The organism is Marinobacter sp. NFXS9 (assembly GCF_040148665.1).
GTDB classification, from domain to species: Bacteria; Pseudomonadota; Gammaproteobacteria; order Pseudomonadales; family Oleiphilaceae; genus Marinobacter_A; species Marinobacter_A mangrovi.
The window spans coordinates 107,494-131,994 of record NZ_JAGDDW010000002.1 but is presented as its reverse complement, the minus strand read 5'-3'; the positions used below and the strand labels follow the sequence as shown (position 1 = coordinate 131,994).

29 protein-coding genes and 1 tRNA gene are annotated in these 24,501 nt (G+C 61.1%); 23 read left to right on the top strand and 7 right to left on the bottom strand.

Going from position 1 to position 24,501, the window contains the following annotated elements; genetic code table 11:
- Positions 1-20: 20 nt before the first annotated feature.
- A complete protein-coding gene (locus J3364_RS04200; protein WP_349557021.1) occupies positions 21-689 on the bottom strand; it encodes a LexA family transcriptional regulator in 669 nt (222 codons plus the stop codon).
- 100 nt (positions 690-789) lie between these two features.
- Here J3364_RS04200 and J3364_RS04195 point away from each other — a divergent pair, with 100 nt between their 5' ends.
- The 16 genes from J3364_RS04195 to J3364_RS04120 are packed head-to-tail and all read left to right on the top strand — an operon-like array spanning position 790 to position 9,681.
- Entirely contained in the window at positions 790-993 is a 204-nt protein-coding gene (locus tag J3364_RS04195) for a hypothetical protein (protein WP_349557019.1), read from the top strand.
- 19 nt (positions 994-1,012) lie between these two features.
- Positions 1,013-1,234 (top strand): hypothetical protein, encoded by a 222-nt coding sequence (locus J3364_RS04190; RefSeq protein WP_349557017.1) that lies wholly within the window; start codon positions 1,013-1,015, stop codon positions 1,232-1,234.
- A 12-nt stretch (positions 1,235-1,246) separates the two neighbouring features.
- A complete protein-coding gene (locus tag J3364_RS04185) occupies positions 1,247-1,435 on the top strand; it encodes a hypothetical protein (RefSeq protein ID WP_349557015.1) in 189 nt (62 codons plus the stop codon).
- Entirely contained in the window at positions 1,432-1,959 is a 528-nt protein-coding gene (locus tag J3364_RS04180) for an ogr/Delta-like zinc finger family protein (RefSeq protein ID WP_349557013.1), read from the top strand. Before J3364_RS04185 ends, J3364_RS04180 begins: the two co-directional genes overlap by 4 nt.
- Positions 1,956-2,297 (top strand): adenine nucleotide alpha hydrolase family protein, encoded by a 342-nt coding sequence (locus J3364_RS04175; protein WP_349557011.1) that lies wholly within the window; start codon positions 1,956-1,958, stop codon positions 2,295-2,297. Before J3364_RS04180 ends, J3364_RS04175 begins: the two co-directional genes overlap by 4 nt.
- Positions 2,298-2,312: 15 nt before the next feature.
- Entirely contained in the window at positions 2,313-5,021 is a 2,709-nt protein-coding gene (locus J3364_RS04170) for a toprim domain-containing protein (protein ID WP_349557009.1), read from the top strand.
- 12 nt (positions 5,022-5,033) lie between these two features.
- Positions 5,034-5,327, top strand: a complete 294-nt coding sequence (locus tag J3364_RS04165; protein WP_349557008.1) for a phage antirepressor KilAC domain-containing protein — start codon at positions 5,034-5,036, stop codon at positions 5,325-5,327.
- A gap of 45 nt (positions 5,328-5,372) precedes the next feature.
- The gene (locus J3364_RS04160) at positions 5,373-5,594 is read left to right on the top strand and encodes a hypothetical protein (protein WP_349557006.1); all 222 of its coding nucleotides are present in this window, start codon (positions 5,373-5,375) and stop codon (positions 5,592-5,594) included.
- Positions 5,587-5,808 (top strand): TraR/DksA C4-type zinc finger protein, encoded by a 222-nt coding sequence (locus tag J3364_RS04155; RefSeq protein WP_349557004.1) that lies wholly within the window; start codon positions 5,587-5,589, stop codon positions 5,806-5,808. Before J3364_RS04160 ends, J3364_RS04155 begins: the two co-directional genes overlap by 8 nt.
- An 11-nt stretch (positions 5,809-5,819) precedes the next feature.
- The gene (locus tag J3364_RS04150; protein ID WP_349557002.1) at positions 5,820-6,194 is read left to right on the top strand and encodes a hypothetical protein; all 375 of its coding nucleotides are present in this window, start codon (positions 5,820-5,822) and stop codon (positions 6,192-6,194) included.
- Positions 6,191-6,559 (top strand): hypothetical protein, encoded by a 369-nt coding sequence (locus J3364_RS04145; protein WP_349557000.1) that lies wholly within the window; start codon positions 6,191-6,193, stop codon positions 6,557-6,559. The genes J3364_RS04150 and J3364_RS04145 overlap by 4 nt, the downstream gene beginning before the upstream one ends.
- Positions 6,556-8,175: a DNA cytosine methyltransferase gene (locus tag J3364_RS04140; RefSeq protein WP_349556998.1), complete on the top strand. Its 1,620-nt coding sequence runs from the start codon at positions 6,556-6,558 to the stop codon at positions 8,173-8,175. The genes J3364_RS04145 and J3364_RS04140 overlap by 4 nt, the downstream gene beginning before the upstream one ends.
- A complete protein-coding gene (locus J3364_RS04135; protein ID WP_349556996.1) occupies positions 8,172-8,516 on the top strand; it encodes a hypothetical protein in 345 nt (114 codons plus the stop codon). Before J3364_RS04140 ends, J3364_RS04135 begins: the two co-directional genes overlap by 4 nt.
- A complete protein-coding gene (locus tag J3364_RS04130; RefSeq protein WP_349556994.1) occupies positions 8,513-9,073 on the top strand; it encodes a hypothetical protein in 561 nt (186 codons plus the stop codon). The genes J3364_RS04135 and J3364_RS04130 overlap by 4 nt, the downstream gene beginning before the upstream one ends.
- Before the next feature lie 3 nt (positions 9,074-9,076).
- On the top strand, positions 9,077-9,379 hold the full coding sequence (locus J3364_RS04125) for a hypothetical protein (RefSeq protein ID WP_349556993.1): 303 nt from the start codon (positions 9,077-9,079) through the stop codon (positions 9,377-9,379).
- 14 nt (positions 9,380-9,393) lie between these two features.
- On the top strand, positions 9,394-9,681 hold the full coding sequence (locus tag J3364_RS04120; RefSeq protein ID WP_349556991.1) for a hypothetical protein: 288 nt from the start codon (positions 9,394-9,396) through the stop codon (positions 9,679-9,681).
- 379 nt (positions 9,682-10,060) lie between these two features.
- Here the strand turns inward: J3364_RS04120 and J3364_RS04115 are convergent, their stop codons facing one another.
- From J3364_RS04115 to J3364_RS04105, 3 genes are read right to left on the bottom strand one after another with little or no spacing between them, the layout of a single operon-like run.
- Complete coding sequence (locus J3364_RS04115) at positions 10,061-10,933, bottom strand: rhomboid family intramembrane serine protease (RefSeq protein WP_349556989.1); 873 nt, start codon at positions 10,931-10,933, stop codon at positions 10,061-10,063.
- A gap of 4 nt (positions 10,934-10,937) precedes the next feature.
- Positions 10,938-11,948, bottom strand: a complete 1,011-nt coding sequence (locus J3364_RS04110; RefSeq protein ID WP_349556988.1) for a metallophosphoesterase — start codon at positions 11,946-11,948, stop codon at positions 10,938-10,940.
- A 2-nt stretch (positions 11,949-11,950) separates the two neighbouring features.
- Positions 11,951-12,835 (bottom strand): NAD(+) kinase, encoded by an 885-nt coding sequence (locus J3364_RS04105; RefSeq protein WP_349556986.1) that lies wholly within the window; start codon positions 12,833-12,835, stop codon positions 11,951-11,953.
- A 162-nt stretch (positions 12,836-12,997) separates the two neighbouring features.
- Between J3364_RS04105 and J3364_RS04100 the strand changes: the two genes are divergently transcribed.
- On the top strand, positions 12,998-13,930 hold the full coding sequence (locus J3364_RS04100; RefSeq protein ID WP_349556984.1) for a DUF1853 family protein: 933 nt from the start codon (positions 12,998-13,000) through the stop codon (positions 13,928-13,930).
- A gap of 6 nt (positions 13,931-13,936) precedes the next feature.
- Here J3364_RS04100 and J3364_RS04095 read toward each other — a convergent pair whose 3' ends face one another.
- Entirely contained in the window at positions 13,937-15,196 is a 1,260-nt protein-coding gene (locus J3364_RS04095; protein WP_349556982.1) for a DNA repair protein, read from the bottom strand.
- A 372-nt stretch (positions 15,197-15,568) separates the two neighbouring features.
- Between J3364_RS04095 and J3364_RS04090 the strand changes: the two genes are divergently transcribed.
- The 5 genes from J3364_RS04090 (at position 15,569) to J3364_RS04070 (ending at position 20,835) form a co-directional block, all read left to right on the top strand.
- Entirely contained in the window at positions 15,569-16,912 is a 1,344-nt protein-coding gene (locus J3364_RS04090; RefSeq protein WP_349556981.1) for an ABC transporter substrate-binding protein, read from the top strand.
- A 122-nt stretch (positions 16,913-17,034) separates the two neighbouring features.
- Positions 17,035-18,069 carry a branched-chain amino acid ABC transporter permease gene (locus tag J3364_RS04085; protein ID WP_123634259.1) on the top strand — a complete coding sequence of 345 codons (1,035 nt, stop codon included), beginning with the start codon at positions 17,035-17,037 and terminating at the stop codon, positions 18,067-18,069.
- Positions 18,070-18,072: 3 nt separating this feature from the next.
- On the top strand, positions 18,073-19,302 hold the full coding sequence (locus J3364_RS04080; RefSeq protein ID WP_349556978.1) for a branched-chain amino acid ABC transporter permease: 1,230 nt from the start codon (positions 18,073-18,075) through the stop codon (positions 19,300-19,302).
- 2 nt (positions 19,303-19,304) lie between these two features.
- Entirely contained in the window at positions 19,305-20,066 is a 762-nt protein-coding gene (locus tag J3364_RS04075; RefSeq protein WP_349556976.1) for an ABC transporter ATP-binding protein, read from the top strand.
- A 16-nt stretch (positions 20,067-20,082) separates the two neighbouring features.
- Positions 20,083-20,835, top strand: coding sequence for an ABC transporter ATP-binding protein (locus J3364_RS04070; RefSeq protein ID WP_349556974.1), 753 nt, complete (start codon positions 20,083-20,085; stop codon positions 20,833-20,835).
- 13 nt (positions 20,836-20,848) lie between these two features.
- Here the strand turns inward: J3364_RS04070 and J3364_RS04065 are convergent, their stop codons facing one another.
- Positions 20,849-22,921 carry an oxidoreductase gene (locus J3364_RS04065; protein ID WP_349556973.1) on the bottom strand — a complete coding sequence of 691 codons (2,073 nt, stop codon included), beginning with the start codon at positions 22,919-22,921 and terminating at the stop codon, positions 20,849-20,851.
- A gap of 131 nt (positions 22,922-23,052) precedes the next feature.
- Here J3364_RS04065 and J3364_RS04060 point away from each other — a divergent pair, with 131 nt between their 5' ends.
- Entirely contained in the window at positions 23,053-24,096 is a 1,044-nt protein-coding gene (locus J3364_RS04060; protein ID WP_349556971.1) for an AraC family transcriptional regulator, read from the top strand.
- A gap of 258 nt (positions 24,097-24,354) precedes the next feature.
- On the opposite strand, the gene J3364_RS04055 is transcribed toward J3364_RS04060, so the two are convergent.
- Positions 24,355-24,431 (bottom strand) — tRNA-Asp (locus J3364_RS04055).
- Positions 24,432-24,501: the final 70 nt, after the last annotated feature.

Below are 24,501 nucleotides of genomic sequence, written 5' to 3'. Positions count from 1 at the left end.
CAATCAGTAAACGAGAAAACTCAAAAAACCCGGCCACCCCGCCAGTAGCACTGCCCCACGATATCCACCTGGTTTAGATTCTCGGGACGAATAATCTCTTCCTGGTAAAACGTATTGTCACTGGACACCCGAAGGCTCCCGTCTGTGAGCTTCTGGAGACGCTTGATGCGCAGAGCATCGCCGATTCGAATGGCGAACACTCCGTCGGGCTTAATGCGGGACCGATCGATCAGGATCGTGTCACCGTCCGACAGTGTGGGATCCATCGAGTCACCAGAGACACGAATGGCCACCAGGTCTTTTTGGTGAAGCCCTTCTCGAGCCAGCCAGTCATTCCGGAACTTAAGGTAGCTGCTGATCACTTCCTGGTCGAAAAGCGAACCGTCGCCAGCGCTGGCTTCGATGTCATAAACCGGGACTTCGCTGTAGTCCTGGTCCGCGTAGTAAACAGACGGTTCATCAGAAACTCGGTTATCACCCAATCCGAAAATTAACCAGTCGAGGCTGCGACCGGTTTTCACGCAGAACTTGACGCAGTACTCAATCGGAATGGATCCACGGCTCTTCCAGTTGTAGACCGCCTGTTTTGACGCCCCCAAATACTCGCCTACGAGCCCGTCATTCTTGACCCCGATCGCCTCTCTCATTCTGTGAATAATTTGTTCACTATTTAAAAGACTGTCACTCATTTCGGATACCGATAGAAAATTTAAATTCCCATAATGTTTACTTGCTTGCGGATCGGGGACTATCATTCTGTGTAATTCAGCGTTACACAGAGGATACACCATGACTGGTGCAAAGAAACCCAACCCAAGCCACCGGGCACCGACCGGTGTGCTGACCGCCAAGCCCATCGCCCTGCGCCTTTTGAGCGAGGAACGCTCAGCCCTGGAAGACGCTGCCATTGCCGAGGGCCGATCCATGGCATCCCAGGCCCGCATCTTCTTCCTGCAAGGCCTCAACGATTACCAGCGCAAGCATTCCGCCTGACCCCTGAAGGAGTAGATCGATGTATCAGGACCCCAAACGCATCCGCAAACACCGTGTGAGCCTCAACCTGGACGACTACGAGGCTGCGTTGATCAATGCCCTGGTGGATTACACCGGCACCGATCGCGCCAGCCTGCTGCGCCAGATGCTAATCGCCCAGGCCGAGGCGTCCCTGTTACCCACGACTCCCAGCATGACCGGCGGCGCGCCCCATTCCGAGGCACACATTCGCAGCATTTGAGGTCCTGAAGAGATGCCGGAAATAACCCTAGAGCTGACCGAAGAACAGGCCGGGCTCCTGGAGACTGTTCGTCTGCAGCAGGGCCTTGAGACCCAGAGCCAGGCCGCCGAGTGGCTGATCAAACAACGCATGCGGGGTGCCAGTCTCCGGCTGACTGGCCGCAACCGAGCCCTACACGCCGTGGGAGGGCCGCGTAAGTGAAGCTCAGCCAGATCAAACGCAACTACCTGACGATCGGCTGCCCCGCCTGTGGCGAGGCCTGCTCGATCCAGACCAGTCGCTCCATTCAGCAGAAGGGGAAGGACGCCTTCGTCCAGTGCCGAAACATCGAATGCGGGTACCGCGGTTCGCTGGAGTTGTCCTACGGCCCCGTGCTGGAAGCAAAGAACCCGAAGGCACCGGTGGAAGACCAGGAACGCCTCGAGCCCGGCATGCGCAACAACTTCCTGCGGATCCTCTGCCCTCACTGCGCCGGCGTCTGCCGCGTGCGGACGAGCGTTCAGATGATCCCGGCACAGCGCCAGCTCTACGTGTACTGCCAGGAGCCGGATCACTGCGGCTACAAGGGCGTGGTGTTCCTGACCCACACCGACCGACTCTCCCTGGACCCGGAAGGCCGAATGCGGGAAATCCCGCTGTCTCCCGAAGTCCGCGAGCAATGCCAGCAGGAAATGGAGCTGGCTTACGACAAGTTCTCACCCAAGAAGAAGGACGCAAAAGCATGACTGTGAACGCGATCGCCCAATCCATGACCGACGCCGCCTACGCCCAAATCCTGGCCCTGAAGAAGGCCGGATCCGATGCCCGCGAGTGCATCGAGATGGCCACCGACAGCCTGATGGAGGAATACCAGTGCTCCCGTCGCCGCGCGGCGTTGCTGGCCGTGCAGACCTGGACGGACCTGGACGCCAAGGGCAAGCCCGGCGCCTACGTCGATGTGAGCCTGACCACCGGCAACATGGTGGTCATCCACGACGACAACGGCCACACCAGCATCTTCTCGGTCCGCGAGCTGCTGCAGCTGCGGGCGGAACACGCCACACCCACTCGCATCAACGCCTGATCCGGAGCCTTCCGAATGCAAGACCAACTACGGTCGGACATCCTGCACCGTCTGCAGAGCGACATGGACGGCGTGGAGCGCGGCAAGTTCCTGCGGCGCCTGCGCTGCCCGGCCTGTGGCAAGCGCGAAGCCTTCGTGGGCACCGAGAGCCCGTGGATGGTGAAGTGCGGCCGCGAGAGCAAGTGTGGCGAGCAGCACCACGTGAAGGAGCTGTTCCCGGACCTGTTCGACAGCTGGACGGAGCGCTACGGCCGCAAGGACCGGAAACCCGGCGAGCGGGACACCGGCACCGAAGTTGCCGACGCCTACATGCGCCATGGCCGCGGCTTCGATTTGGACATCGTGCGCGGCTGGTACAGCCAGGAGCACTACTGGGACCGGGACCGGAACATCGGCAGTGCCACGGTGCGCTTCTACCTGAACGATCGCCGGGACTACTGGGAACGCCTGGTCGACAAACCGCACCGGTTCGGCAAGAAGAAGGCCCACTTCAACTATGGCTCGAAAACCAAGGGCCAGGCCTGGGTACCGCCCGGACTGGATCTGGCGCAAGGCGACGAGCTGTGGATTGTGGAAGGCATCTTCGATGCGATCGCGTTGTATCACGCCGGCATCGCCGCCGTGGCCGCCTTCAGCTGCAACAACTACCCGGACCAGTTCCTGGAAGCGCTGCGCAAGGCCCGCGAGGAAGCCGGCGAGGATCTTCCCCGCCTGATCTGGGCTATGGACGGCGACGCCGCCGGCACCCGGTACATCCGCAAGTTCGCCAACATCTCCCGCGCGGACGGCTGGAAGGTCGGCGCCGCGGTCATTCCTCAGGAAGGCAAGCACAAACGCGATTGGAACGACGCCTGGCAGCGTGGCGAGCTGGTCAACGATCACGGCCAGCAAACCACCGACGAGTTCCTGTACCAGGGCGACCTGGTCATCGCCCGCAGCGCCCAGGAAAAAGCCAACCGGATGTACAGCCACACCGGGCGCAAGGAATTCCCATTCGGATTCAACAACCGGCTGTTCTGGTTCAAGTTGAACATGGAGGAATACCACAAGGCGATCAGCGACCTGGAGGACAGCGACGAGCCGCTGACCGACAAAGAGATCATTGCCCGGGCACTTGAGCAGTGCAACGCGGTGGTCGAGATCGCCAACTGCTACCCGACGGCCCTGTATTACCTGGCCAACAAGGTCACGGACGAAAGCTGGTATTACTACCGCGTCGATTTCCCGCACGACGGCCGGCCGGTGAAGAACACGTTCAGCGGCGGCCAGCTGGCCAGCGCCAGCGAGTTCAAGAAGCGTCTGCTGGGCATCGCCCCCGGTGCCGTCTGGACCGGCTCCAGCCAGCAATTGGACCGCCTACTGAAGCAGCAGATCAGTGGCATCAAGACGGTCGAGACCATCGACTTCATCGGCTATAGCAAGGAACACGAAACCTGGGTATTCCCGGAACTCGCTGTCCACGCTGGCCAGATCCATGAGCTGAACAACGAGGACTACTACGACATCGGCCGCATGAGCGTGAAGACGCTGTCCGAGTCCGTGGCCCTCAACATCAACCGGAGTGCCGCCGACTACCAACGCGGCTGGGCTCGCGATCTGGCGGACTGCTTCGGCCCCAAGGGCGTCATCGCCCTCGCCTTCTGGCTGGGCAGCCTGTTCGCCGAGCAGATCCGCGGCCAGCACAAGTCGTTCCCGTTCATCGAGATCGTCGGCGAGGCCGGTTCCGGTAAGTCCACGCTGATCGAGTTCCTGTGGAAGCTGGTTGGCCGCCAGGATTACGAGGGCTTCGACCCCAGCAAGGCCACCCTCGCCGCCCGCGCCCGGAACTTCGCCCAGGTCTCCAACCTGCCGGTGGTGCTGATCGAGTCAGACCGGGACCAGGAAGCCGGCGCCAAGCAGAAGCAGTTCGACTGGGATGAACTGAAGACCGCCTACAACGGCCGCAGCGTGCGCAGCCGTGGCCAGAAGAACGGCGGCAACGACACCTATGAACCCCCTTTCCGCGGCGCGATCGTCATCAGCCAGAACGCCCAGGTGAACGCCAGCGATGCCGTCCTTCAGCGGATCGTCCACGTGAACGTGACCCGGGAGGGCCACAACGAGACCACCAAAGCCCTGGCTGAAAAGCTGGAGCGGACGCCGATGGAGCAGGTCAGCGGCTTCGTGCTGCAGGCCACCGCCGCCGAAGCCAAGGTGATGCGCCTGGTCTGCGATCGCGCCCCGGCCTACGAAAAGGCCTTGGCCGAACTGCCGGACATTCGCATCCACCGGATCGCCAAGAATCACGGGCAGCTGCAGGCGCTGGTGGATTGCCTGGGCCCGGACTGCCTGAAGCTGCTGCCGGAATCCTACCTGGAGCCCGCCCGGGAAATGATTCAGGGCATGGCGCTGGAGCGCCAGAACGCGGTTAACGCGGATCACCCGATGGTCCAGGAATTCTGGGAAGCCTTCGACTACATCGAGGGCCAGCGAGCCACACCGACGCTCAACCACTACGGCGCCGAGGGCAAGCTGATCGCCGTCAACCTGAAGCACTTCGAACAGGTCTGCGCGGAAGCGAAGCTGCGCATCCCCCCGATCACGGAACTCAAGCGACACCTGAAAACCTCCCGGTGCCGGAAATTCATCGAAGCCAGCCGCACTGTGCGATCAGCGATCCGTGGCGAAGAAGCCGCCATGGGCAGCATGTCCGTGCGCTGCTGGGTGTTTGAGAAAGAGCTGTAGGAGGACATCGACGTGGAATACACCTTCGACCAGGCCGCGGGCCTGCTGAACATCGGTAGGAACACCCTGACCCGGCAGCTGCGAGAACAGGGCATGCTCTGCCGCTACAACCTGCCCACCGGCCGCTGGCGCGGGTCCGATGTGTTCCGTGTCGTGATGTCGTCCTACCGGCATCCGACCCTGGGCAACCGCCCCTACGGCCGAACCTTGATTACCAACACTGGGCTGGACGTGATCGCCGCCAAGATCGGCGCCCGCCCTGTCCGCCTCAACAGCGACGACTTACCCGTCGCCTGGGTCAACTGAACCCGCCCTGACACCACCCCCGGAACTGACCAAAAGGTGATCGATATGACCGACACAAAAGCCCTAACTCCGTCCGCAAGACTGCACGACATCGGCGAAATGACCGTCATCAACGACGACCACGGCCGCGTGCATCACCACTGCGCCATGGTCCTGATCTTCGACGATCGGGACCAGGCCGCCGCCTGCATGGAAGCCGGCGTCATCCACCTGGTACCGGCCCAGGACCTCAACGCCAACGCAACGGAGCACCTGACCCATGGCTGATAAAGCGGATATCGCCGGCGAATACATCGAACAGGAACTGGAACGTGCGCTGGAGAACCGGCGCACCCAGCCCCAGCCGGCCAACGACGACCCGTACTGCGAGGAATGCGGCTTCGAGATCCCCGCCAAAAGACGCGAAGCCCTGCCCGGCTGCGCCACCTGCGTGGACTGCCAGCAGACCATCGAGCTGAAAAAAAGAACGACAGGACAGTGAGGTAACACCCGATGAAAACGCTGACGCTAACCCGAGAAGAAAGAATCGAAACCCTATTCCTGAAGGCTGAAGAAATCTTCCAAAAAAGCCTGGTCCTGACGCAGCGCGGTATCGCCCATGGCCATGCCAACTTCGCTGCGCATGTTAAGACCTTCCGGGCAGAGGTGAAGCCCCTAGACGCGATCTATAGCGGCAAGGAAGACCACACAAAATCGGTGGCTGAGATCGATATTGATTTTGACCCCTTCGAATGGACGGACCCCGAAAAGACCGAATCCGAGTATCGAAAGCAGCTGATCGAAACTGACAGATACATCAGTTACCTGAATTACCTGATTGAACTGGATAAGCCGTTTCTCCTAAAGGCTATTGGAGGTGCTGCATGAAAATGAATCTGTCATGCAGACCAGACAAAGCCCACGGAAGAGATGCCGTGCCCGTCTATGTGCAGGTGGGAGTAGTTGAGCGATTCGAGCTATTCATCGCTGGTGAGGCAGTTGTATTCGCGGTCCATTGGGACACCAAAGGCGAACAGGTAAAGCTATCTCACTACGACAGCGGTTTGAGCATTTCCGGGGATATCGACTTGTCGGTTGGCCGCAAGGGTAACAGGGAGAAGGCGCAACGGCTGATAGATCGGAAGGTCGGGGAATTCGGAAGCGAAAGGTTTCTTCAGCGAATCAACTCAGTTCCGAAGGTCAACTATCCACATAGCACATTCCATGGATTGCTTGGGGAGGGCGAGGAATGACAGTAGCGATCGCCCCCAAAGTCGCACGCATTCGGGAGTTCAAAACCCAGTACGGTCTCGACTTCAACGACGAGATCAACGGCGATCTGTTCGCCGGAGGCGGTGGCGCCAGCACTGGCTATGAGATTGGCACGGATCAGCCGATCCATTTCGCAATCAACCACGACGAGGATGCGATCAGCCAGCACGAAGCCAACCATCCAGGCGCGCGGCACTACCACAGTGACGTGTTTGAGGTGGACCCCGTTGTCGTTGTCCGGGACTTCAACGGCCGCCCGATCGGCCACCTGCATGCCTCTCCCGATTGCACGGACCACAGCCAGGCCGCCGGCGGGCAGCCGCGAAAGAAGGCCATCCGTTCGCTGGCTTGGGTAATCCACAAGTGGGCCGGTAGGGTCCGCCCTCGAGTGATCACCATGGAGAACGTGGAGCAGATGCTGAACTGGGCACCGCTGGTGGCCAAGCGCTGCAGAACCACCGGTCGGGTCGTCAAACTGGACGGCTCTATCGCCGCCCCCGGCGAGCGCGTCCCGGTCCAGGAGCAATACTTGGTTCCCGACAAACGCCGAAAGGGCCACAACTGGCGGCATTTTGTCGATGGCCTGCGTGCCATGGGTTACACCGTTCAGTGGCGCACGATGCGAGCTTGCGACTACGGAGCGGCAACCACTCGAGAGCGGCTGTTCCTCCAAGCGCGGTGCGACGGCCAGCCGATCGTGTGGCCTAAACCCACATATTCCGAACACCCGAAAGCCGGCCAGAAGAAATGGCGCCCGGCCGCCGACATCATCGACTGGAGCATACCGGCCCCAAGTATCTTTACCCGCAAGCGGCCGCTCGCAGACAACACGCTGCGCCGGATCGCCAAGGGCATTCAGAAGTTTGTTCTGGATTCGGCTGACCCGTTCATCATCCCGATCGCCAACTATGGGGCTGGCGAGTCTGTGCAGTCTATCCGCGAGCCCCTGAGGACCATTACGGCCTGGCCACGCGGCGGCTCGTTCTCGCTGGTCACCGCCTACATGGCACAGATGAATGGCGGCTTCAACGAAACACCAGGTCACGACCTGCGCAAACCCTGCAGCACAATCACAAACCGTGGAAGCCAGCAGCAGCTGGTGACTGCCTTTCTGTCCAGGCAGTTCGGCCAGAGCATTGGCAGCGCCATCACGACTCCGGCACCGACGACCACGGCCGGCGGAGGCGGTAAAACCGCCCTCGTAGAATGCACTCTTTCGCCGGAGCAGGAAGCGGGCGCCCTGCGCGTGGCTGCCTTCCTGATGCACTACTACAGCGAGGGCGGGCAATGGGGCGACATCCGAAAGCCTTTGGGCACCATCACCACCAGAGACCGCCTGGCGCTGGTCACCGTCACCATCCAGGGCCACCCCTACGTGATCGTGGATATCGGCCTGCGAATGCTGGTCCCGAGAGAGCTGTATAACGCCCAGGGCTTCCACCCCAACTATGTGATCGATCGCGGCCACGATGGCCGGAAATTCTCAAAGGCAAAGCAGGTTCGTTTCGTCGGAAACTCCGTCAGCCCCCAGCCAATGGCAGCGCTTTGCCGGGCAATCCATCAACCAGAAGCACACCTGGAGGCAACCGCATCATGAACCGAAACCAATTTGAACAGCTCGCCAACGCCCGCGGCATGAACACCGAAAGACAGGGAGACGGCTACCAGTCTCACGAAACGGCCGTGGCGTGGAGCTTCTGGCAATCAGCCCAGTTCGAGACTGTGCTTGTGCCGAATGAGCACGGGAAAAATCGCTACGGACTCGATATGGCGTATTTCCGCAGGCTATTTAACCGCGAACTGAACCGCCCGCTAGTGGATTTCCGGCCTGACGAGCTGGCCAGGGTGCTGGCAAGGGCAGCGCGAACGGCGGATCCAAATGTTCTTCAGGAGCCTGAATTTCATCTCGAGCAAGCCCGGGAAGGAGTAAAAGCATGAAAATATCTGATATAGAGCTGATCCAGGCCATCTGGAAGAATCAGATCAGGCTGCTTTCTGGGTCGGTTGTCATGCGCTACGTAGGAGGCATGTACGGCGTCTGTCGCAATGATGATTTCTGGTATGTGTCGAACTCTTCAGAGCATCGATGCAGCCGCCAGAATATTACTCGAGTTCTGGGGGAACAGCAGCTGTGGTCCAGAATTAAGCGCCTATACCAGGAGGGTCACCTGTCGAGTAAGTATCACGGCGAACTTCTCACCTTCTTCATCGACGGAGAACTGGCGCGGGAGGCCTTTTCAGCAGCTCGTAATTGGTGGCTAGCGAGAGGCATCCCCCAAGGGATGGAAAATGGGGCGAGTAGATGCGTGCCTTTATCAGAAAATCAGTATCAGGCAATGCAGAAAGATTGCTTTGCAGACCTGATGGATATGTTCCCCAGCCCACCTGAGAAAACGAAAACCTGCACATATCCCAGCTGCAACTGCCCGTTCGACATGGGCGCGGATAGTAAATGCCTAAGAAACCGGCCGAGCAAGCCAGAGGGCGGGAGGTGAACCATGCCAGAAGTGAAAGGCAGCTATCTGGCCCGAAGCGCGGCCATGCTCTGCCAGGACGAGTCGTTCCGACTCTACCTGGACCGGGCCAGCAGCAAGAAGGCCGGCGTGGAGATCCCGGACGGAACGCACAACGAGGAGGACGCCCGCGACGTGATCCTGACCGCCTGCGGCATCAAGAGTCGGGCCGAGCTGGACCACAACTTCACCGCGGCCGCTAAATTCCGGCAGATCAAAGGCCACTACCAGCGCTGGAAGGCTCGACGGGATCGGCGCCAGCAAGCCCAGGAACAACCAGCAGTATGAGGACCAGCTTCACGATGCAACAGAATCAGACAGAACAGCCCCAGAAGAAGCCGGTACCGGTGAACAAGTTCGATCCGCGCTTCGTCCAGGTGAGCCGCCGGGAAGCGGCCGCCATCATCGGCCGGAGTCCGACCGAGTTCGACCGGCTCAGGAAGAAGGACAAGCGCTGCCCGAAGGGGTACAAGACCGGCGAAGGCGTGGCCGCCCGCGTGATGTTCCGGCTTTCAGAGGTTTACCGCTACAGCGAAGCGCTCCTGGAAGACGCGAAGGAAGGCGAGGACACGCCCCCCAGCAGGGATTAATCTGTATACCCTCGTGTATACCCTGAAAAAATCGCCCGCTCAGCCCAGCAATAGCGGGCTTTTAAATCTTCCTCATCAGGAGCTTAACAGGCTCATTTAATGCCCCGCCGTTTGGCGGGGCTTTTTTATGCCTGAAAAATGCTCATCTGAAGTACGCCGCTAACGTTTGGGAAGTGCCGTAGGTTGGGCGGACCAGGGAAGCCCAACGATTTCCAACCTGAGCCCCGCCATCCGGCACTCACCTTCTGCTCGCCAGACCAATCCATTACGTCTCGGATTCTGGTGGGATTGTTGAAACATTGACTCCCTGTCAATTGTTGGGCTTCCCTGGTCCGCCCAACCTACAGCGGCAAGGTGTCAAACAGCGTAACGTGCGGCATCAGGCGCCCTGGGAATCCTGTTTGCGCGGCGGTGGCATCAGTACCGCCATGATCAGCCCGGCCAACAGGCCGCCGAGATGCGCCTCGTTGGCCATCGAGCCCAGCCCCAGGATCTGCGTCAGCGGCGTGAAGCCGATCAGGATCCAGACCAGCGACACCACGATCAGGGCCGGAGGAAACTGGAATCGGGGCCGGCGTTGTTGGCTGAGCCAGCAGTAGCCCAGGATGCCGTAAACCACACCGGACAGACCACCGAACAACGGCCCGGACACCAGGAACTGCAGGGTGTTCGACAGCAGACTGATGATTACCACCAGGATGCCCAGGCGCAGCTTGCCGTCAAACCACTCCACCTGACTGCCGAGAAACCACATCATCACCGCATTGAAAATAATGTGCGACCAACTGAAATGCAGCAGATCCGGCGTCAGCAACCGCCAGAACTGACCCTGGGACAGAGTGGCCGACAGCGCATCCAGCCGCTGCGCCAGGGTATCGAAGACAAACCGCGTCGGGTCGACAAACATCAGCGCAGCCGAAGCCGGATCACGCCCCAGGCCGGTAAACCAGGTCACCAGCGCCGCGATGGCGATGATCGCGAGGACCATGGGCGCGTGTTTGGGCGACGGCTGCCAGCGGCCGTTGACGAATACCGGGGAGTGATTGGTCTCATGGATGGCCCGACGCACTTCCGGCCGGGACATGAACTGCTCAAGCGCTGCCAGCACTGGCTCGGCATGCTCCTGGTGCTCCAGCCAGAGAACTTGCTGGTCGCCCTCCTCGGAAATCCGGTGTTCGATGCCCTGCTCACGCAGCCACTGACTGAAGTCGGCCAGGTCCGTCCCGGCCGACAGCTGTTTGACTCGGTACAAAGGGTTACCTCGTAAGACTGTCTTCGGTTTGCGAATCGCTCGGCAGTTCCGGTCGCGGTACGTTAACCCAGACAAATTTGTCCGCGGAAAGTTGCCGCTCATCGTCCATCCGATACGCCACGAGGCGGCCGTATTTCACCGCGCTGTAGTCGATACAGGCCACGTTGGGCTTGAGCGGCGCCGGTCGCCCTTCCCGCCAGTAATGGCCGACAAACACGGGCGGTTCGGTGGGCGGATAGGCAATGATTTTCTTCTTTTCAGCGTCGGACAGTGGCCGGTTGGCGATATGCTCCGGCAACGGATCCGGCTGGAAGACCACATCGTTGTAGGTCTGCGGATTCTCCGCCCAGAACTTGGTGCGGAAAAAGCGGCGCACAAAGCCGTCCTTGCCTTCGATATGCAAGCCGTCCGGCAGGCGCAGGTCGGTACCGCGCAGCAATCGGTCCATCACCTGGCCGGCGAAGGAATCCAGCACCGACGAGGCATGCAGGAAATCCTCGTCGATCAGGTTGCCACCCTGGGCTGCCTTGAACTGGTCGATCAGCCGGCTGTCCCAACAGGCGTGCACCACCCGGAAATGCTCGACTTCCAGAAACAGCGGCAGCGTGTAGAACCACTCCAGGAATTCATTCCACTCATGGGGATGGTGCTCGAACTGGTCCAGCGTTTCCTGGATCAGCCGGTCGTGCCGGGGATTATGCTCCCGCAGGAATTTCCTGTCGCTGCCCGGACGAGCCCGGGTGCAGTAACCCAGGGCGTTGTATTCATGGTTGCCCATGGTGATCTGCGCCGAACCGTGCTCGACCATGTCCCGCACCATATGCAGCGACTCGCGGATGCGTGGCCCGCGGTCAATGATGTCACCGATGAAGATCGCCTGCCGACGCTTGTGTTCGTAGACCCCGTTGACCTTGCGATAGCCCATCTGCTCCAGCAGGGCCTGAAGCGTGTGGGCGCATCCATGGATGTCGCCGATGATGTCATAGCCCCGGCTGCCTGACCGCTTTACAGACATAGTTAACTCGCTGCGATGTTACTGGCCCAACCGAGTTTCTCCCGGCACGTGGCGTAGAAATTGTGATCCGTCGGATGAATCAGGCGAATCTTGAAAGGCTTCTTGGTGATACGGATGATGTCGCCCGGCGCGCAGGACACATCCATCTGGCCGTCGCAACTCATCTGGGGATAGGTTTCGTTATCCTCGCCGATCACCAGTTTGATCTCGCTCTTGCCATCCACCACGATCGGCCGGCTGCTGAGCGTGTGCGGGAACATCGGCACCAGCACCACCGCATCCAGCTTGGGATGCATGATGGGTCCGCCGGCAGACAGGGAATAGGCGGTCGAGCCGGTCGGCGTGGAGACGATCAACCCGTCCGAACGCTGGCTGTAGACGAAGTGGCCATCGATATACAGATCGAAACCGATCATGCGGGTCGATTTGCCGGGATGCAGCACCACGTCGTTCAGTGCCGTGCCGAAACCGACCGGGTTGTCGCTGCGGGTCACGTGGGAGTCCAACAGGAAGCGATGCTCTTCGATGTACTCGCCCTGCAACACCCGACCCACGCGCTCTTCCAGGTCGTCCGGTGAGATGTCGGTCAGAAAGCCCAGGCGTCCACGGTTGACGCCGAGAATGGGGATCTTGGACTTGGCCAGCTCCCGGGCGGCCCCGAGCAGGCTGCCGTCGCCGCCGACGACGATGACCAGGTCGCAGATTTCACCCAGCAGCTTCTTGCTGGACACCTGCAAGCCGTGGCCCGGCAACATGGTGGCGGTTTCCGACTCCAGGATCACCTGATAATTTTCATTGAGCAGATAGGTCTTCAAGTGGCGCAGGGTCTCCACCACCTTGACGCTGTTCATCCGCCCAATTACACCAATATTTCTGAATTGCTCCATTCGATATCCTGTGCCAGCCCAGTGATGCGTTTGGGTCACTCGGGGTATAGTGACCGGACCGTATTGCCGTGGTCCGTCCGGGAACCACTCACGGCGATTGACGCCTTTGCCGGAAGTCGCCGGGCGCGTTCAGTGAACACGGGTCCGCCAATACTACCCAAAGTGACAGCATTTCTGAAAAAAGAACAGGAGCCCGCCATCACGTCATCCGGCCCACCCTCGCCCCTGTGGCAGACCGCTGCGGTCAGACACCTGGCCTGGTTGTGCCGGGCGCCGCAACTGACCGATGCCGAAGCGAATTTTGATCTGGCGAGCTATCTGCCGCCAGACCTGCCGCAACGCCTGGCCCGTCTGGACGCACAGCCCCGACCGCTGGAGACGCTGTTGGCCGCACACCCCAGCCCCCGGCTCGGCTTCTACTTCGAACGGCTCTACCAGTTCCTGCTTACGGATCTTCTGGGCTGGCGCATCCTGCTGATGAACGAGCAGGTCCGGGAGGAGCGCCGAACGCTGGGCGAATTGGATTTCATCGTTGAGAACACCCATGACCGGCGCGTCGAACATCATGAAATCGCCGTCAAATTCTACCTCGGCTACCGGCAGGAAAACGGCACCGACTACTGGTACGGGCCCAACGCCAAGGACCGGCTGGATCGCAAGACCCAGCGCCTGACCGACCACCAATGCCGGCTCACCAGAGCCCCCGCAGCGCAACGGATGCTGGCCGACCAAGGCATCACGCAACCGCCCCTGCCCCGGCTGTTCATGCCCGGTTACCTGTTTTACCCGGCAGACCGGTCACTGGCATCGCCGGCCGGGGCACCGCCCGATCATGACAAGGGCACCTGGTGCCGGATCGAAACGCTGGATGATGCCGTCACGGCGAACTGGCATTGCCTGATGAAGCCGCACTGGCTGGGCCGCTATCAATCATCCGAACCACCGGATGCGGAGAACACGAGGGCGATGCTGGCATCGATCCGGGCTGGCGGTGCACCGCGCCTGTTTGCGTCGATGGCACCGCGCGGTGATGGTGGTAGTTGGGAAGAGACGGGAAGAACCTTCGTGGTGCCCGCGCAGTGGCCGGATGGTTAAGGGTTGCTAACCCGAGGTTTCCTGGTGTGGCTCGCAGCGATCGTCAACGCCCGGCCGGAAATCGGACGGTTGGCTGACGCGGATCAGAGGCTCATGGCAGGGTTTGCCGTCCACCTCAGCCTGGCAGCGCGGGTCTTCGTGATGAGCCAGCCACTGTCGATAGGCCGGTTCGTTCAATCCGCATTTTTCGGCCACATAAGCCATGGCGTTTTCAAAGTAGCGGGGAATGTCCTCGTAGGGCAGCGTAATGTGGCCAAGGCCGGGGTGGTAAGCGACCAGGAAGACATTCTGGGCCTTGAGTTCCGCCATCAGGGTGTTTTCCGCCGGCTCCCGGTGGGCCAGGTCGTAGCGTTCCTGCTCCAGCACGACGATCTTGTCGTTGCGCAGCTCCAGTTCTCGCTGCTTGCGTTCCAGTTGCTCGCGCAGCAGGACCACTTCCGCATCGCTGGCGTCCTGGCGGGCGTCGGTGGCATTGCCGGCCTCGCTGATCTCCTGTTGCAGGGTCAGATACTGCTCGTTGCGCTCCGACAGGCGCACTTTCAGCTGCTCGTTCGCCAGACGCTGGCGTTCCAGCTTCTCCTCCATCGCCTGCAGTTCGTTACGCAGGGTCTGCATCTCATGCCGGTGCTCGCGCTGGATATCCGACATGGCGTCGCGATGCACGCTCTGGAGCGTCTTGATGCGCAGCCGCTGCTCGCGGATGGTCCGGGCCAGCCGCACCCGCTGGCGGGCGGCCTCACGGGTATCGGTGGTGCTTGAGGAGCGCTTGACGGCCGCCTGCAGGATCGGGATGTCCTCGTCCGGCGCCTCCATCACTTTCTTCTGGAATTTCAGGTGGTTTTCATCCACCGCCCGGCGAATCGCCTGGAAGTGGTTGCTGCCCGGAGTCATGTCCGGGTCCCAGAGTTCGTCGGTAAACCGGGGTTCCGGGCATTGGCTGCGGCAGGCCAGGTAAATCGGGCCAGCACCGAGATCCGGCCCTTTGGCCGCGGTCTCGGAAAACTTTTCCACGGGCACGTTCCAGTGGCTGTCGGCCCGCCCCTCCTCGTCGAAATAGATGCGGAAGAAGACCAGACCCCGAATGCCCAGATCCGGCCCCAGATTCAGGTAAACCGCCCGGACTTCGGTATCGGCCAGATCCGACAAGCCCACATAACCGTCCAGAAAGGCACCAAACTCCGAGCCCCGCATCTGCCTCGCGACCGTCGCGCCGTCCATGAAAAAGACGGCCGAGTACCCCTCATCCGCCGCGGCGGTTTTCGCCATGCCTTGCCTCCGGTGGTGCCGTAAAACGTCAGAAATCAGCGTGCTTTGTAATTTAACGCCTATTGTAGACATCCCTCCGCGGAGAATAAGCAGAAATCTGCAACGTTTTGAAACCGTCGACCGCAGAACACGACTCAAAGGCCCACACAGCAACGCCCGGCTCGACGGCAGCGTCCCTTACGACCCAACCGTGGCACTAGACATTAGTTGTAACTTCGACCAACTTCATTTGATTAATTTTTAGACATCTCCAAAGCTGAAGGAGTACCTGATCGATAAATGTTCGGCCCGCCCGGCCACGACGCAACGTCGGATGTATTGCGCCCGGTCCCGGAGTCGACAGACAACAACAGTCATTCGGGGAGAAGCACAATGTCAGACAACAAGTTCAAGCGCCGCAGTTTCCTGAAGGGCAGCGCTGCCCTGGGGGCCGGCGTGGTCGCACCCACCATCTTCACCCGCACGGCCAGCGCCTACACCAATGAACCCGGTGACAGCCGGGTCGTTCTGGGTTTCAACGTGCCCCAGTCCGGCCCCTACGCTGATGAGGGTGCGGATGAACTGCGTGCCTACAAACTCGCCGTCAAGCACCTGAACGGCGAGGGTGACGGCGGCATGCTGAATACGTTTTCCTCCAAGACCCTGGACGGGACCGGCATCCTGGGCCGCAAGGTGGACTACGTTACCGGCGACACCCAGACCAAGTCCGACGCCGCCCGAGCCTCAGCCCGGGCCATGATCGAGAAAGACGGCGCCATCATGATCACCGGTGGCTCCTCCTCCGGCGTGGCAATCGCGGTCCAGTCCCTGTGCCAGGAAGCCGGCGTTATCTTCATGGCCGGCCTGACCCACTCCAACGACACCACCGGCAAGGACAAGAAAGCCAACGGGTTCCGTCACTTCTTCAACGCCTACATGTCCGCCGCAGCACTGGCGCCGGTACTGGGCAAGGAATACGGCACAGACCGCAAGGCCTACCACCTGACCGCCGACTACACCTGGGGCTGGACCCAGGAGCAGTCGATGATTGCCTTCACGGAGGAACTCGGCTGGGAGACGGTGGATACAGTGCGTACGCCCCTGTCGGCCACGGACTTCTCGTCCTACATCGCGCCGGTGCTCAACTCCGGGGCGGACGTGCTGATCCTCAACCACTACGGCTCCAACATGGTCAACTCGCTGACCAACGCGGTGCAGTTCGGTCTGCGAGACAAGATCGTCAACGGCAAGCAGTTCGAGATCGTGGTACCGCTGTACTCGCGCCTGATGGCCCGCGGGGCCGGCGATGCGGTCAAGGGCATCTTCGGCTCCACCAACTGGCACTGGACGCTGCAGGATCCGGGCTCCCAGGCCTTCGTCAAATCCTTCGGCAAGGAGTACGGCCACCCGCCGTCCCAGGCCGCCCATACCTGCTATGTGCAGACCCTGCTGTATGCCGATGCGGCCCAGCGGGCGGGCAGCTTCAACCCCTGCGCCATCGCCGAAGCCCTGGAGGGCTTCAAGTTCGACGGCCTGGGCAATGGCCCCACGCTGTATCGGGCCGCCGATCACCAGTGCTTCAAGGACGTTCTCGTGGTCCGGGGTAAGGAGAAACCGGAGTCCGAGTTCGACCTGCTGGAAGTCTTCAATGTGACGCCGGTCGACAAGGTGATGTACGAACCGGACAACCCCATGTTCGCGGGCGGCTCTCTCGGCAAGTGCAACCCCGGTACCTGATTCACCGGCCAGCACTGCAATCCCTGACGCAGGCCCTTCCCGCACGGGAGGGGCCTGCGCCGACGCGCTCTGGATATGCCCGCCAATAGGCCGGGCGACTGTTATCAGACAAGGGAGAACCGATGGATGCCATCTTTCTGCAGATCCTGAATGGCCTCGACAAGGGCAGCGCCTACGCCCTGATCGCCCTGGGTCTGACCCTGATTTTCGGCACGCTGGGTGTCGTCAACTTTGCCCACGGCGCCCTGTTCATGATCGGCGCCTTCTGCACCGTCATCCTCAACAAGCTACTGTCGCTGGAACTGGTGACCCAGTCAGCCACCGAGACCACCCCATGGGGCACCCCGGTCGAGGTTCACACGCCCTACGTGGTGATGTGGTTCGGCAAGGTGGGCGAGACGATGATCGACTACTCCGTGTTCTGGTCGATCCTGTTTGCCATCCCCGTCATGCTCATCATCGGCATCGCCATGGAGCGCGGGCTGATCAAATTCTTCTACAAGCGGCCGCATGCCGACCAGATCCTGGTGACGTTTGGCCTGGCCATTGTGCTCCAGGAAATCATCAAGCAGGTGTTTGGCGCCAACCCGATCCCGCAGCCGGCGCCTGAAGCGTTCGTGGGCTCGATCGACATTGGCGCCCTGGTGGGTCTGGGGGCCAACGCGGTGGTCTATCCGATCTGGCGACTGGTCTATTTCCTGTTCGCCGCGGTAATCATTGCCGGCGTATTTGCGTTCCTGCGCTACACCACCTTTGGCATGGTGGTGCGGGCGGGCATGGCCGACCGGGAAACGGTGGGCCTTCTGGGCATCAACATCGACCGCCGGTTCACCGCCATGTTCGGCCTGGCGGCGGTGGTCACCGGCCTGGCGGGTGTGATGTACACGCCCATCCTGTCCCCCAACTACCACATGGGGATGGACTTCCTGGTGCTGTGTTTCGTGGTGGTGGTGGTCGGCGGCATGGGTTCGCTGGCCGGCGCCGTGGCTGCCGGCTTCCTACTGGGCATCCTGCAGAGTTTCGCCTCCATGCCGGAGGTGAAGGCATTCCTGTTCGGCTTCTCGATCGACCAGGTCATCATCTATCTCGTTGCCGTCGTCATCCTGCTGACCCGCCCGCGGGGCCTGATGGGACGCAAAGGCATCATGGAGACCTGAGCCATGCTGAAGACCACCGATAACAAAGACCGGCTCATGATGATCGCCTTTACGGTAGCGGTGCTCGCCGCCCCCGTTATCCTGGCGCCCTTTGGGGCCGGCTACCCGGACCTGATGCAACGTTTCGCCATCTACGGCATCTTCGCCATCGGCTTCAACCTGCTGTTCGGGCTGACTGGCTACCTGTCGTTCGGCCATGCGGCCTTCCTGGGTGTCGGCAGCTATGCCGCCGTCTGGATGCTGAAGCTGCTGAGCGTCAACGTCATTCCGGCGATCATCTTTGCCGTGGTGATTTCCGGCCTGTTTGCCCTGCTGATTGGCTACGTGTCGCTACGGCGGTCGGGGATTTACTTCTCCATCCTGACCCTGGCCTTCGCCCAGATGAGCTACAACCTGGCCTACTCGGTGCTGACACCAATCACCAACGGCGAAACCGGCCTGCAGATGGACCTGGACGATCCCCGCATCCTCGATGCGGCCACCGCGCCCGGTCAGCTGCCGCCCCCATCGCTGTTCGGCCTGGAGATGGGAGACACCCACTACCTGTCCTTCATGGGACTGGACCTGCAGCTGAACGTGGGCTTCTACGTCTGTGCGGCCATCCTGATCCTGATGTTCTACATTTCGCTGCGCATCTTCCGCTCACCTTTCGGCATGCTGCTGCGGGCCATCAAGAGCAACCAGACCCGGCTCAACTACACCGGCGTTCACACCCGGCCCTACGCACTGGTGGTGTTCGTCATCTCCGGCATGTACGCCGGCCTCGCCGGGGCCTTGCTGGTATGCATGGATCCCCTGGCCGGGCCCGAACGCATGCAATGGACCGCCTCAGGGGAGGTGGTACTGATGACCATTATGGGCGGCGCCGGCACGCTGATCGGGCCGGTTCTGGGGGCTTGCATCATCAAGTATTTCGAGAACATCTTCAGCCGCGTGAACGATGCGGTCGTCAGCAACTGGTTCTCCGGCTTGCCCGACAGCTTGGGGGATTTCCTCAGCGCGATCGTATCGCCCTTCCTGGGTAGCGGCTGGCAGATGTCCCTGGGGCTGATTTTCATGCTGGTGATCATTTTCCTCCCCGGCGGCCTGATGGAAGGCGTGACCCGTCTTATCGGCTGGCTCGGCCGGCTGTTCCGTTCCCGCAACAATGACGAGGACACCGAAACAACCAGCGCCAAGGAATCCTCGCCGGATCCCCATTCGTCCCGACCGGCCAGCCCGAAGGAGTCCTGACCATGGCCATTCTCGAAGTCAAAGGCGTGAACAAGCGCTTCGGCGGGCTGCTGGCCCTGGATGACGTCAATCTGTCGGTGGCGGAAAACAGCATCCACGCGGTCATCGGCCCCAACGGCGCCGGCAAGTCGACGCTGCTCAACTGTTTTGTCGGCAAGCTGCTGCCGGACAGTGGCAGCATCCTGTTCAACAACCAGAGTCTGCTGGGCCTGCCGCCCTACCGCATCAACCAGGTGGGCATCAGTCGCGTTTTCCAGACACCGGAAGTGTTCCAGGATCTGACGATTCTGGAGAACGTCATGATCCCTGCGCTGGCCCACCGGGACGGCGCTTTCCACCTGGCCCCGTTCAAGTCCCTGTCACGGGAACACGACATCCGGGAGCAGTCGGAGAGAATCCTGGGCAGCGTCAGCTTGCTGGACGAGCGCCACAACCTGGCCTCGGCGATGTCCCGCGGCAACAAGCGGCGCCTGGAAATGGCCATGTGCCTGGTGCAGAAACCCAAGCTGCTGCTGCTCGACGAGCCCACGGCGGGCATGTCGCGGGCGGATACCAACAATACCATCGACCTGCTCAAGACGATCAGCGAAGACCATGAAATCACCTTCGTCGTCATCGAACACGATATGACGGTGGTGTTCAGCCTGGCCGATCGCATCAGCGTGATGGCCCAGGGGCACGTGATCGTCGAGGACCACCCGGATAACATCAAGGGCCACCCGAAGGTGAAAGAAGCCTATCTGGGCACCGCCGAGACCGCCTGAGCGAGGAAACGCCTGCATGAGCGAGAACGCCGCACACAAGCATCCACATGCCCAACGCAGCGAGCCGGCCTATTTCTCGGCCTGGGATCTGCACGCCTATTACGGCGAGAGTTACGTCGTCCAGGGGGTGTCGCTGAATATCCACGAGGGGGAGATTCTCGCCCTGCTGGGCCGTAACGGCGCTGGCAAGACCTCCACCCTGCGCGCCATGGCCCGGGTGGATTCACCGCACCTGACCCACGGCGAAATCTGGCTGGACCATCAACCACTGCATACCATGAAAGCCTGGCAGGCCGCCCGCAATGGCCTCGCGCTGGTCCCGGAGGACCGCCGCATCATTCCCGGACTGACGGTGGAGGAAAACCTGAAACTGGCCCAACTGGCGCCATCGCCGGGCTGGGAGATCAGCCGCATTTTCGAACTGTTTCCACGGCTGGGGGAGCGCCGCAACCAGGAAGGCATCACCCTGTCCGGCGGCGAACAGCAGATGCTGGCCATCGGCCGCGCCCTGGCCAGGGACATCAAGCTGCTGTTGCTGGATGAACCCTACGAGGGATTGGCACCGATCATTGTGCGGGAGATCGAGCGGACCCTGCGGGAAATCAAGGCGCTTGGGATCACGACCATCATCGTGGAACAGAACGCGATCGCCGCCCTGGAACTGGCCGACCGCGCCGTGATCCTGGATATGGGACAGGTGGTGTTCGAAGGCACAGCGGCGCAGGTCCTCGACGATGAGGACCTGCGGCATACTTACCTGGCTATCTAAGGCATAGCACCGATCAGATTTCGGCCGCCAGCCGACTGCCCTGATTGATCGCCCGCTTGGCATCCAGCTCCGCAGCCACGTCGGCACCGCCAATCAGGTGAACCCGCTGACCGGCGTCCAGCAGCCCCTGCTGGAGTTCGCGCAGCGGGTCCTGCCCGGCGCAGATGACGATGTTGTCCACGTCCAGGATATGATCCTCGCCCTGCTCCGCGCCTTTCGGCGTAACGGTGATGTGCAGGCCCTGGTCGTCGATCTTGCGGTAAGTGACACCCGGGATCATCTGTACGTTGCGCATCTTGAGTGCGGACCGATGAATCCAGCCGGTGGTCTTGCCCAGGTTCTTGCCCACCTTGGAGGTCTTGCGCTGAAGCAGGAACACATCACGCGCCGGTGCCGGAACCTTCGGGGTCACGCCCTGGATACCGCCGCGGTGCGCCACGGACAGATCCACGCCCCATTCCTGCATGAAGTGTTCGGTATTCAGTGACGGGGACTCGCCTTCGTGCACCAGGAATTCGGAAACGTCGAAGCCGATGCCGCCGGCGCCGATCACGGCAACGCGACGCCCCACCTCACGGCGCTTGAGCAGTACGTCCAGGTAGCCCATCACTTTGGGATGGTCGATGCCCTCGATCTCCGGCAGGCGCGGCGCGATGCCAGTGGCAAGCACCACATCGTCGAAGCCATCTCGAGTCAGATCGTCCACGGTTACGCGGGTATTAAGCTTCACTTCCACGCCGTGCTTGTCCAGCATCACCCGGAAGTAACGCAGGGTTTCGTAAAATTCTTCCTTACCGGGAATACGCTTGGCCACGTTGAACTGGCCGCCCACTTCGCTGCCCGCGTCGAACAGGGTCACCTTGTGGCCGCGCTCCGCCGCCACGGTCGCAAAGGCCAGACCGGCCGGGCCGGCGCCGACGACCGCAATCTGTTTGGGTGTGGCGGTCTTCACATAAGTCAACTCGGTTTCGTAGCAGGCGCGCGGATTCACCAGACAGGTGGTCAGTTTGCCGCCGAAGGTGTGGTCCAGGCAGGCCTGGTTACAGCCGATGCAGGTGTTGATCTCCTCGGCCCGATCCTCCTCAGCCTTGCGCACCAGATCCGCATCCGCCAGGAACGGCCGCGCCATGGACACCATGTCCGCATCGCCTTCGGCCAGGACCTTCTCGGCGACATCCGGCATGTTGATCCGGTTGGTGGTCACCAGCGGAATGTTCACTTCGCCCTTCAGTCGTGCGGTGACCTTGGTGAAAGCGCCGCGCGGAACCGAGGTGGCGATCGTGGGCACCCGTGCCTCGTGCCAGCCGATGCCGGTGTTGATGATCGTGGCGCCGGCCTTTTCGATTGCCTTGGCCAGTTGGACCACTTCGTCCCAGGTGCTGCCATCCTCAATCAGGTCCAGCATGGACAGGCGGTAGATGATGATGAACTGATCGCCCACCCGCTCGCGCACGCGGCGCACCACTTCGATCGGCAGGCGGATCCGGTTTTCGTAGCTGCCGCCCCACTGATCGGTCCGATGGTTAGTGTGAGACACGATGAACTGGTTGATGAAGTAACCTTCCGAACCCATAATCTCGACGCCGTCATAGCCTGCTTCCTTGGCCAGGGCCGCGCACCGTGCATAGTCTTCGATCTGCTTTTCGATGCCTGCCTCATCCAGTTCCTTCGGCGTGAACGGGTTAATCGGCGCCTGGATGGCTGACGGCGCCACCAGCTCCGGATGATAAGCATAGCGCCCGGCGTGGAGGATCTGCATGCAGATCTTGCCACCCGCCTCATGAACCGCCTTCGTGACCACGCGGTGTTGAACCGCCTCCTCTTCGGTATCCATTTTTGCAGCGTGCTGCCCAACGCCACCTTCTACATTCGGCGCAATGCCCCCGGTTACCATCAGTCCGACACCACCGTGTGCCCGCTCGGCGAAAAACGCGGCCATGCGTTCGAATCCGTTAGGCCGCTCTTCCAGACCGGTGTGCATTGAACCCATCAGGGTGCGGTTACGCAGCGTGGTGAATCCCAGGTCCAGCGGCGCCAGCAGGTTGGGATAACGGGCCTGGCCCGGAGCTTTTTCGATTGCGGTCATGGGGGTCTCCTCATCGTGTCACTGGCCGACTTTTCACGCCGACTCTCAATGCCCCCTAAATTAAGCGCGTCACTTGCCCCAGACAATATCCTCAAATAACATTTGATTATCTTCAGACGACACTTCAAGAAATGGCCGCACCCGCCCACACATCCCGACGTCGCCATGCCCTGGGCGATATCAGCGTGCTCTACCTGCACGTCATGGCCCGCGCCGTTGCCGCCCAGGGTCACGATGTCGGTCCGGATTTCGAGCAGTTCGGGATCACCGAGACACTGTTACAGGCGCCCGAAGCCCGCATCAGCATTCCCCGCTTCATGCGGCTGGGGCACGCCGCCATCCTGCGAACCGGCCTGCCCAGCCTGGGCCTGACCATGGGTGCCCTGACCCGACCGATCGATGCCGGCCTGTCGGGCCTCGCCGGAATGAGCGCGGCCACGGCCGGCGAGGGTCTGGCGACAATCATTCGCTACTCCCTGCTCAACAGCCGCAACAGCCGCGGTCACCCCCGCTTCGAATCCGATCGCCAGCGGGCCTGCTTCTATTCCATTCGGCCGTATAACCGCTACAACTTCTTTGTGGTGGATTCGGTGATGGCGGGATGGACGCAGTTCCTGCGGCGCATGACGGGTGAGCACACCGTGCTGGAGCACGTCTGCATCGAATACCCGGATCCGGGCGAACAAGCCGCCTTCGAAGCCTGGTTCGGCTGCCCGGTGACATTCGGCGCACCAGAGAACCACATCCAGATCCGACCGGAAATCGCCCGGACGCCATCTCGGGAAGCCCACCCGGCCATGCACCGCGCCCTGCAACAACAGTGCGACGCACAGCTCAAACGGATTCGCGGAGGGTGGACCGTCATCGATCAGGTGCGGGAGAAGCTGACGCCGATGCTCGAAGGGCAATCACCGTCGCTGGAGGACGTGGCGGCCGAACTGGGAATGGCGCCCTGGACATTGCAACGTCAGTTGAATGCGGAGCAATCCCGTTTTAAGGACTTACTGGATGAGACCCGCCGGGATCTGGCGGCCGACTACGTACTGGAAACGCGGCTTAATTTTGCAGAAATTGCTTGGCTGCTGGGATTCTCAGGTCCGCCGGCCTTTCACAAGGCTTACCGGCGCTGGTTCGGGATGAGCCCGGGTCAGCACCGCGAGCCGGTACAGCCCTGATTCCATCGGATTCCGCGAGATCACATCTCGATCGCGTCGTCGCTGTCGTCGTCATCGTCGAAATCTTCAAAATAGCTGTCGAGCAGCTCTTCTTCATAATCAATCATGAGACCTTCTCCTTGTCTGGGCCGTATCGATTCGAAACGGGCAATAACCAGATTACAGAGGAGACTATGACCGATGGATGACGAAAAGATTACAGTGCGTGCCAGATGGCCAAAAGAATACTGAGAGAGGAAATGCAAAGAGAGAGGAAAATGGCGGAGCGGACGGGACTCGAACCCGCGACCCCCGGCGTGACAGGCCGGTATTCTAACCAGCTGAACTACCGCTCCGCGTAGATCGTTGACGCCGTTCAGTAGCGACAACGAGGGCGCATTATAAAGACGCCCCCTGACATGTCAA

Excerpts from the sequence above, each read along its gene's own strand:
- J3364_RS04145 (WP_349557000.1), top strand. The coding sequence starts at position 6,191 with ATGAAAATGAATCTGTCATGCAGACCAGACAAAGCCCACGGAAGAGAT.
- J3364_RS04160 (WP_349557006.1), top strand. The coding sequence starts at position 5,373 with ATGACCGACACAAAAGCCCTAACTCCGTCCGCAAGACTGCACGACATC.
- J3364_RS04190 (WP_349557017.1), top strand. The coding sequence starts at position 1,013 with ATGTATCAGGACCCCAAACGCATCCGCAAACACCGTGTGAGCCTCAAC.
- J3364_RS04090 (WP_349556981.1), top strand. The coding sequence starts at position 15,569 with ATGTCAGACAACAAGTTCAAGCGCCGCAGTTTCCTGAAGGGCAGCGCT.
- J3364_RS04085 (WP_123634259.1), top strand. The coding sequence starts at position 17,035 with ATGGATGCCATCTTTCTGCAGATCCTGAATGGCCTCGACAAGGGCAGC.
- J3364_RS04120 (WP_349556991.1), top strand. The coding sequence starts at position 9,394 with ATGCAACAGAATCAGACAGAACAGCCCCAGAAGAAGCCGGTACCGGTG.
- J3364_RS04065 (WP_349556973.1), bottom strand. The coding sequence starts at position 22,921 with ATGACCGCAATCGAAAAAGCTCCGGGCCAGGCCCGTTATCCCAACCTG.
- J3364_RS04075 (WP_349556976.1), top strand. The coding sequence starts at position 19,305 with ATGGCCATTCTCGAAGTCAAAGGCGTGAACAAGCGCTTCGGCGGGCTG.
- J3364_RS04185 (WP_349557015.1), top strand. The coding sequence starts at position 1,247 with ATGCCGGAAATAACCCTAGAGCTGACCGAAGAACAGGCCGGGCTCCTG.
- J3364_RS04200 (WP_349557021.1), bottom strand. The coding sequence starts at position 689 with ATGAGTGACAGTCTTTTAAATAGTGAACAAATTATTCACAGAATGAGA.
- J3364_RS04150 (WP_349557002.1), top strand. The coding sequence starts at position 5,820 with ATGAAAACGCTGACGCTAACCCGAGAAGAAAGAATCGAAACCCTATTC.
- J3364_RS04170 (WP_349557009.1), top strand. The coding sequence starts at position 2,313 with ATGCAAGACCAACTACGGTCGGACATCCTGCACCGTCTGCAGAGCGAC.
- J3364_RS04140 (WP_349556998.1), top strand. The coding sequence starts at position 6,556 with ATGACAGTAGCGATCGCCCCCAAAGTCGCACGCATTCGGGAGTTCAAA.
- J3364_RS04095 (WP_349556982.1), bottom strand. The coding sequence starts at position 15,196 with ATGGCGAAAACCGCCGCGGCGGATGAGGGGTACTCGGCCGTCTTTTTC.
- J3364_RS04125 (WP_349556993.1), top strand. The coding sequence starts at position 9,077 with ATGCCAGAAGTGAAAGGCAGCTATCTGGCCCGAAGCGCGGCCATGCTC.
- J3364_RS04195 (WP_349557019.1), top strand. The coding sequence starts at position 790 with ATGACTGGTGCAAAGAAACCCAACCCAAGCCACCGGGCACCGACCGGT.
- J3364_RS04080 (WP_349556978.1), top strand. The coding sequence starts at position 18,073 with ATGCTGAAGACCACCGATAACAAAGACCGGCTCATGATGATCGCCTTT.
- J3364_RS04135 (WP_349556996.1), top strand. The coding sequence starts at position 8,172 with ATGAACCGAAACCAATTTGAACAGCTCGCCAACGCCCGCGGCATGAAC.
- J3364_RS04110 (WP_349556988.1), bottom strand. The coding sequence starts at position 11,948 with ATGTCTGTAAAGCGGTCAGGCAGCCGGGGCTATGACATCATCGGCGAC.
- J3364_RS04105 (WP_349556986.1), bottom strand. The coding sequence starts at position 12,835 with ATGGAGCAATTCAGAAATATTGGTGTAATTGGGCGGATGAACAGCGTC.
- J3364_RS04060 (WP_349556971.1), top strand. The coding sequence starts at position 23,053 with ATGGCCGCACCCGCCCACACATCCCGACGTCGCCATGCCCTGGGCGAT.
- J3364_RS04175 (WP_349557011.1), top strand. The coding sequence starts at position 1,956 with ATGACTGTGAACGCGATCGCCCAATCCATGACCGACGCCGCCTACGCC.
- J3364_RS04070 (WP_349556974.1), top strand. The coding sequence starts at position 20,083 with ATGAGCGAGAACGCCGCACACAAGCATCCACATGCCCAACGCAGCGAG.
- J3364_RS04130 (WP_349556994.1), top strand. The coding sequence starts at position 8,513 with ATGAAAATATCTGATATAGAGCTGATCCAGGCCATCTGGAAGAATCAG.
- J3364_RS04155 (WP_349557004.1), top strand. The coding sequence starts at position 5,587 with ATGGCTGATAAAGCGGATATCGCCGGCGAATACATCGAACAGGAACTG.